The sequence below is a fragment of the Rhizobium sp. UBA1881 genome, from assembly GCF_002338015.1.
Classification (GTDB): Bacteria; Pseudomonadota; Alphaproteobacteria; order Rhizobiales; family Rhizobiaceae; genus Rhizobium.
Genome location: NZ_DDHH01000134.1, coordinates 31,236 through 34,240 on the forward strand (window position 1 = coordinate 31,236; position 3,005 = coordinate 34,240).

A 3,005-nucleotide genomic window follows, 5' to 3' on the forward strand; every position below is an offset into this window, starting at 1 on the left:
ATGCGCTGGCCAAGAATTCCGGCAATATCGACAGCTTCCTCCAGAGCGTGGGCCAGCTTTCCGACACCGTGCGCAACGTGTCGGGCCGCGTCGACTCGACGCTGGCTGCGATCGAATCGCTGGTGAAGACGGTTGATGCCAAGAAGATCGATACGATCCTCTCGAACGCGGAGACGGTGAGCCGCAATGTCGCCGATGCCTCGGGCGGCCTGAAGGACGCCATCCAGAAGTTCCAGGAGACGGCCACCACCTACAACGACTTCGGCAAGAAGGCGCAGGCGACGCTCGACAAGGTCGACACGCTGGTGGCGCAGATCGACCCGGCGAAGGTGAGGGGTTCCGTGGATGACATCGCGCAGACTACCAAGGATGCGCGCGCGGCGGTGGCCTCGATCAAGGATGTCGCCAACACGGTGAATTCGCACCAGAAGGACATCGATTCGACGATCCAGAACGTCACCCAGATGGCCAACAAGCTGAACGCCGCTTCGACCCGCGTCGACGGCATCCTGGCGAAACTCGATACGCTGCTTGGAGACGACAGTACGCAGTCGATGTTCACGCAGGCGCGCGAGACGCTGGATTCGTTCAAGAAGGTCGCGGACAATCTGAACAGCCGCATTGGACCGATCGCCGACAATCTGCAGAAATTCTCGAGCGGCGGCCTGCAGAACGTTCAGGCGCTGATCAACGATGCGCGTCTGACGGTGCAGAATTTGAACGATGCGATCAGCAATTTCGACAAGGACCCGCAGCGACTGATCTTCGGCGGGGACACAGTGAAACAATATGATGGCCGGACCAGGCGTTAACAGGGGAAGTCAACATATGGCTGTGTCGGATATGCGTCGTTCGCGTCTTATGAAGACTATGCTCGCTCTGCCGCTTCTTGCTCTGGCATTGTCGGGATGCGGGACGGCGGCCAAGAACGATACCTATGATCTCTCCGCGCCTGTCAGCGGCAGCGGCCCTTCGGCGAAGGGACGTCAGATCCTGGTGCAGCAGCCGACGGCTCTGCAGGCGCTGAACAGCGAGCAGATCGTCATCAAGGTCTCGTCTTCCGAGATCCAGTATCTCGCCAAGGCGCAGTGGAGCGACAAGCTTCCGCGCATGGTTCAGGCCAAGCTCGTCGAGGCCTATGAGAATTCCGGCAAGCTCGGCGGCGTCGGTGTTCCCGGGCAGGGTTTGGCGATCGACTATCAGGTCGTCACCGACATTCGCGCCTTCGAGATCCGCACCGGTGGTGGCAGCCAGGCCGTGGTCGAGATCTCGGCCAAGATCCTCAACGATCGCAACGGATCGGTGCGGGCGCAGAAGGTGTTCTCGCAGACGGTACCGACAGGTGGCGGCTCCAACGAGGCTTTCGTCAAGGCGCTCGACCGCGCATTCGCCGGCGTCACCAGCGAGATCGTCGACTGGACGCTGAAGTCGATCTGATCGATCGGAAGCTGTTTGGGAGAGCGGCATGATCAGGATTCTGGGCGCTGACGATGTGGAAGCGTTCAAACGCATCCGGCTCGAGGCGCTGCGCCTGGAGCCATCCGCCTTTGCCAGCAGCTTCGACGAATGGGCAAACCTTCCCGACGATGAATGGCGGCGGCGATTGCTCGCCGACCCCGTCTTTCTTGCTTTCGACGGTAACGAGCCCGTGGCTATCATGGGGCTGCTGCGACAGCGGGCCGGAAAGATGGCGCATCGCGCCACGATCATCATGGTCTATGTGTGTCGGGAGAAGCGCGGAACGGGGCTGGCGCGCGACCTGCTCGATAATGTCGTGGACTATGCCCGGCAACACGGCATTCGTCAGCTCGAACTGACGGCCAGCGCCGAGAACCCGGCGGCGATCAGCTTTTATCGGAATGCGGGGTTTGCCCAGGCGGGGCTGATACCGGGTGGCGTGCTGGAAGGCGACCGCGAGGTCGATGACGTCATCATGGTCAGGCGGATCGTCGACTGACGTTTTGTTCATCTTCCTCAATACGCGAAAAGGCCGAGCGCTGGGAGCCGCTCGGCCTTTTCGTATTTCAGCTGTCGGGCTGCTCAGAGCCGATCAAAAGACGCTATGCTTGCCATGTAGTCTCTTATCTTCCTCGGTTTCGCGCCGCAGGGCGGTCACGGTCGATGCCACAGATACGATAAACATGATGCTGATAAGGGCAGTAAGCACAGTCAAGATCGTGAACATAAGCAATCCTCCAGGATTTTGCTTTCACGTCCCTTAGTATTGGCTCACAACGGTCGTACGAGCCGACGCATAAGGGCCGTATACTTTGGACGCATCTACCTTCTGATCATAAAGCGCAACAGTTGCTGCAAGCATACCCGTCATCATTACCATCCATACTGCGTTAATCATGGTAATCTTGTTTGGCATATTCATCTTCCTTGTAGCGCCTATTTGCGCAACGCTTCGATTGAAAGAACGCGTCCGTTTGGAATTGGTTCCGCAGGACATTGACAAGTCGTTTACCAACGCCGATCTGAAGCCTCTTTGAATGCCTCGTTCATCTGGCGTTCATCTTCCTAAATCGGTTTATGCGTCTTCTCTAATCGGTTTAAAGGAGACGCGACCCATAACGCGTATGATCTCGTGATGTTCCCTGACGTCGCTGCGTACCCATGCCGCGTCACGCATCTCCAGGACGTAGGCGTAGACAAATTCGAAGGCGAGGGAGAGGGCGACGGAGGTGATGACAAGCAGGATGAGCATCGTGGGTTTCCAGGAGTGAACCGATCCCTGTCGGCATCGGCGGCGTTGATGCATCCTGTTATAGAGATCGCGGCTGAAGCGGCCTTGAATGGGCCGTTCATCCGGCATTCAGTCGTCGGGCGAGCACCGGTTGCACGTGGGTGGAGCTTGGGGCAAATGACTTGCGGCAAGGCCTTATCCGTGACAAAAGGCGTCGAAACAAATGGCCGGGGCCAATGACGACAGCTTTCTATCCGGGGTCTTTCGACCCGATCACGAACGGACATGTTGACGTGCTCGTCCAGGCGCTGAATGT

3 protein-coding genes and 2 pseudogenes are annotated in these 3,005 nt (G+C 58.4%); 4 read left to right on the plus strand and 1 reads right to left on the minus strand.

The window, feature by feature from the left end:
• The 3 genes and pseudogenes from B3605_RS16460 to B3605_RS16470 all read left to right on the plus strand — a co-directional run.
• A pseudogene (locus tag B3605_RS16460) lies at nt 1-812 on the plus strand (MCE family protein); the annotation flags it as partial.
• Nucleotides 813-828: 16 nt separating this feature from the next.
• A complete protein-coding gene (locus tag B3605_RS16465; protein WP_112945834.1) occupies nt 829-1,437 on the plus strand; it encodes an ABC-type transport auxiliary lipoprotein family protein in 609 nt (202 codons plus the stop codon).
• Nucleotides 1,438-1,465: 28 nt separating this feature from the next.
• Complete coding sequence (locus tag B3605_RS16470) at nt 1,466-1,957, plus strand: GNAT family N-acetyltransferase (RefSeq protein WP_112945833.1); 492 nt, start codon at nt 1,466-1,468, stop codon at nt 1,955-1,957.
• Between the two features lie 576 nt (nt 1,958-2,533).
• Here the strand turns inward: B3605_RS16470 and B3605_RS16475 are convergent.
• Nucleotides 2,534-2,710, minus strand: coding sequence for a hypothetical protein (locus B3605_RS16475; RefSeq protein ID WP_183796209.1), 177 nt, complete (start codon nt 2,708-2,710; stop codon nt 2,534-2,536).
• A 161-nt stretch (nt 2,711-2,871) separates the two neighbouring features.
• Between B3605_RS16475 and B3605_RS16480 the strand changes: the two are divergent.
• Nucleotides 2,872-3,005 (plus strand): annotated as a pseudogene (locus tag B3605_RS16480) (phosphopantetheine adenylyltransferase); the annotation flags it as partial.

Coding starts and splice junctions, on each gene's coding strand:
- B3605_RS16465 (WP_112945834.1), top strand. CDS start 829: ATGGCTGTGTCGGATATGCGTCGTTCGCGTCTTATGAAGACTATGCTC.
- B3605_RS16470 (WP_112945833.1), top strand. CDS start 1,466: ATGATCAGGATTCTGGGCGCTGACGATGTGGAAGCGTTCAAACGCATC.
- B3605_RS16475 (WP_183796209.1), bottom strand. CDS start 2,710: ATGCTCATCCTGCTTGTCATCACCTCCGTCGCCCTCTCCCTCGCCTTC.